This window comes from Salinivibrio sp. PR5, assembly GCF_001996085.1.
In the GTDB taxonomy this organism is placed as follows: domain Bacteria; phylum Pseudomonadota; class Gammaproteobacteria; order Enterobacterales; family Vibrionaceae; genus Salinivibrio; species Salinivibrio proteolyticus.
Window position 1 is genome coordinate 1 of the sequence record NZ_MUFK01000083.1, and the last position, 3,332, is coordinate 3,332.

Here is a 3,332-nt window from a genome sequence, read left to right on the forward strand (position 1 = left end):
CATTTATTCTCATTCTCTCACACTTTTTCGGATTACTATGAAAATGTTGTTATAAGTTATTATCGATACTTGACTGCCTAAAAGTATCTACTACAGTGTGAGTTGTGGTAGATAAACTAACCACTTTTTGATCACACGCTCACCATCTTGAGCAAATGCTGTCTGATGCGTGCTAGCGCAGAGGTCATGAGTGGGCACTTAGTTTATTGCAAGGTATGCAAAAGTTTGATGCAAGAGGGATGTTTCGCATGGAAACTGGTACAGTAAAATGGTTTAACAACGCCAAGGGATTCGGCTTTATTTGTCCTGAAGAAGGAGAAGGCGACGTTTTTGCGCATTACTCTACAATCCAAATGGATGGATACAGGACATTGAAAGCGGGTCAGACCGTCAGCTACGAGGTTCAAGAAGGACCGAAAGGCTACCATGCGAGCCAAATCGTCCCTGTTGAACAAGAAGCAGCGAAATAACAACGCGTTATTCGCGACGGTTACAAAGGAAAAAGCGAGCGCAATGCGTTCGCTTTTTTTCGTACTCGGCGCGCTCTATCTTATCGAGACACTCGCCCATCGCAGAACATGCTCATAGCAAGCCAAGTGCTTCTTTATAGTGCAACCGGCACACCGACACATAACGCTCGTTGCCACCGATCACGACTTGATCGCCATCAGCAATCGCATTGCCTTTTGCATCTTGGCGGATCACTCGATTGGCTTTTCGACCACAATGACAAACCGTTTTTAGTTCTACTAACTTATCCGCCCAAGCGAGTAAGTATTGAGAGCCTTCAAATAGCTCTCCTCGAAAGTCAGTGCGCAACCCATAACACAACACAGGAATACGCAATTTATCGACCACATCAGTTAACTCAAGCACTTGCTGTTTGGTGAGAAACTGACTTTCATCCAGTAACAGGCAGTCTACTTTTTCATGTTCTTGAATGGCTGAAACATGTTCGAATAAATTGGTTTCATTGTGGTACAGGTGCGCCTCTGTCTCTAAACCAATGCGTGAGCTAATTTTTCCCTGACCATATCGGTCATCGATTGCCGCTGTATATAACAGGGGCTGCATGCCTCGCTCTTGATAATTAAAGGCTGATTGCAAAAGTGTTGTCGACTTACCGGCATTCATTGCGGAGTAATAAAAATAAAGCTGCGCCATTGTTATCTCGGATTATTCGGTCATCAGGCTTAAAATCAATCCAGCATGCTACCGGATCTCATCAAAAAGGAAAGCCCCGACCAGCGGGGCTTTGCGCTCAATCCTATTATGAGGTAGTCACGAGCGAGATTAGGCCATGGCTTTGCATGGGCGCTTTTTTAGCCACAGCAGCGCAAAACAAAGTGCGACAAAGGCCAGTGTCGTGGCGGCAAATGCCAACCATAGTGATGCGGTAAAGCCCAGGACCAAAAAGCCAACCGCGGACACCAGAGCGCCACCAATCGCATAAGGCAACTGTGTCGAGACATGATCAATATGCCCGCAGCGTGCCCCTGTGGATGACAGGATAGTGGTATCTGAGATTGGTGAACAATGGTCACCAAACACCGCACCGGCTAATACCGCCGACAGCATAGGTAACATCAAGGAAATCTCCGTTGCCGCAGCCAAATCGCCGGCGATTGGTAGCATGATACCAAAGGTTCCCCATGAGGTACCGGTCGCAAATGCCATTACTGCCGCGAGTGAGAAGAGCACAACAGGGAGTAGCTCAGACGGCATATTGCCCTGCACCAATGAAGACAGATATTTACCCGTTTGCAAATCGCCAATGATATGGCCAATGGACCATGCAAACAGCAGAATAAGAATGGCCCCAAACATGGATTTCGCTCCGACCCATAAGGTTTTGCTGATCGCAGACGCACCAATCCCCTGTTTGATCGTCATGGCTAAAGCAACGATAAGTCCAGCCGCGCCTCCCATCAGAAGCGACATTCCTACATCCGTGTTCTCAAACGCACCGAGTACTGAGAAGGATACATCGTCACCCGCTAACGCTTGTGCGCCGGTGTAGAGCATCGCACTGATGGTCGCCACAACGAGGACCACAATCGGTAACACCAGATCAGAAACTGTGCCGTGCTCGCTCTCTTCAATCCCAAGATCATCACAAAGATCGGCACAATTGTCGCTTTCATCCCCTAAGCGACTGCCTTTTTTTGCTTGGTATTCAAATTGACGCATGGGGCCAATATCAAGCTGAAACCAAATCACTGCAAAAACCAGCAGAAGCGCAAAGATTGCATAGAAGTTCATCGGGATCATGGTGACAAAGGCGCCGAGCGGCGTGTAATCAGTCACCCCATGTGCGACTAAAATGGAGCCTATGACGGTAATGATATAAGCGCCCCAGCTCGAAGCGGGGGTAATAACACACATAGGTGCGGCGGTCGAATCGAGAATATACGCCAGCTTGGCTCGAGACACATGGAAGCGATCGGTCACTGGGCGCGAAACAGCCCCCACCGCCAAGCTATTAAAATAGTCATCTACGAAAATAAATACGCCCAAGAAAGCCGCCAGTAATTTTGCTCCTCGTTTGCTTTTAATTCGGCTCTGTGCCCAATTTGCAAACGCTCGTGTTCCTCCAGAGAGCGACAATAAAGCGGTGATCATTCCCAGCAATACGAGGAAAGCAAGAATACTCATATTCCAGCTATTAATGCTGCCGTCAGCCACAAATAGGCCGGCAACCACATCAAAAAGGTATTGCGCCGATGTTCCTAGGGAAAAGTCAGCGAGTAGTAAGGTACCGAGTACAATCCCCATGCCTAGCGACAACAGCACGCGGCGTGTTGCAATGGCAAGGCCCAAAGCCAGCAAGGGTGGAAGTAACGATAAAGCGGATGAAGAAAAGTCTGTTAAGTTCATGATCTCAATATCAACCAATTGGTTGGAGATCTACTGCAGAAACGAAGACTGGTAAGGCGTGGTAACACACAGCAAACAACTTGCCTCCTACAGTAGCGCTCCATAGTGTGTCCTAATTACTATGGCAGTGCTGCCCCTATTCGGTAACAGCCCCAGCACAGTCGGCATGATGGCCTTACTGGCTTCGGCGTTGGCTCCTTTCATGTGCGGTCACTGGCATCACCCTCGTGCACATTACTTATAAACAACGCACCTCTACGTTAAGAGTGGAGCATTCTACACAAGATGTTCACTATCGCAACTGTTCACGCACAAAAAGCCACCACTTAAAACGTCACACTATCAAGTGTCGATGAAATCAGTCGCAACCACTCAAAATTTGGGCATATTTAAAAAAACACCCTTAAATATGGGTAACAAATATTGCGAACAGAAAATAAATAATGAAAAATAGG

General features: G+C 47.5%; 3 protein-coding genes and 1 riboswitch. Of the genes, 1 reads left to right on the top strand and 2 read right to left on the bottom strand.

The window, feature by feature from the left end; all coding sequences use genetic code 11:
• The first annotated feature begins 248 nt into the window (after window positions 1-248).
• The gene (cspD, locus tag BZG82_RS15850; RefSeq protein ID WP_069588926.1) at window positions 249-470 is read left to right on the top strand and encodes a cold shock domain-containing protein CspD; all 222 of its coding nucleotides are present in this window, start codon (window positions 249-251) and stop codon (window positions 468-470) included.
• A 112-nt stretch (window positions 471-582) separates the two neighbouring features.
• Here the strand turns inward: cspD and BZG82_RS15855 are convergent, their stop codons facing one another.
• Both BZG82_RS15855 and BZG82_RS15860 read right to left on the bottom strand, forming a co-directional pair.
• Window positions 583-1,164 carry a thymidine kinase gene (locus tag BZG82_RS15855; protein ID WP_077482059.1) on the bottom strand — a complete coding sequence of 194 codons (582 nt, stop codon included), beginning with the start codon at window positions 1,162-1,164 and terminating at the stop codon, window positions 583-585.
• A gap of 129 nt (window positions 1,165-1,293) precedes the next feature.
• A complete protein-coding gene (locus BZG82_RS15860) occupies window positions 1,294-2,877 on the bottom strand; it encodes a Na+/H+ antiporter NhaC family protein (protein ID WP_077766303.1) in 1,584 nt (527 codons plus the stop codon).
• An 85-nt stretch (window positions 2,878-2,962) separates the two neighbouring features.
• Window positions 2,963-3,143: riboswitch (Lysine riboswitch) on the bottom strand.
• Window positions 3,144-3,332 lie beyond the last annotated feature (189 nt).